This is a genomic window from Algoriphagus oliviformis (assembly GCF_017254915.1).
Classification (GTDB): domain Bacteria; phylum Bacteroidota; class Bacteroidia; order Cytophagales; family Cyclobacteriaceae; genus Algoriphagus; species Algoriphagus oliviformis.
This window is the reverse complement of record NZ_JAFKCT010000058.1, coordinates 1-326: the sequence shown is the minus strand read 5'-3', so window position 1 is coordinate 326 and position 326 is coordinate 1. Positions and strand designations below refer to the sequence as shown.

Sequence of the window (326 nt, the reverse complement as noted above, 5' to 3'; positions counted from 1 at the left end):
CAGGTTGGCGGCAACGTGCTGCTGCTCGATGAACCGACCAACGACCTGGATATCGAAACCCTGCGCGCGCTGGAAAACGCCCTGCTGGAATTCCCTGGCTGCGCCATGGTGATCTCGCACGACCGTTGGTTCCTCGACCGTATCGCCACCCACATCCTGGACTACCAGGACGAGGGCAAAGTGGAATTCTTCGAAGGCAACTTCACCGAGTACGAAGAGTACAAGAAGCGTACGCTGGGCGCCGATGCGCTCGAGCCGCACCGCATCAAGTACAAAAAGATCGCCAAGTAATCCCCAAGGCGCCGCATGCGGCGCCTTTTTTTATG

General features: G+C 58.3%; 1 pseudogene. It reads left to right on the top strand.

Features of this window, described 5'->3' with window-relative positions:
• A pseudogene (locus J0A68_RS23320) lies at window positions 1-291 on the top strand (energy-dependent translational throttle protein EttA); the annotation flags it as partial.
• Window positions 292-326: the final 35 nt, after the last annotated feature.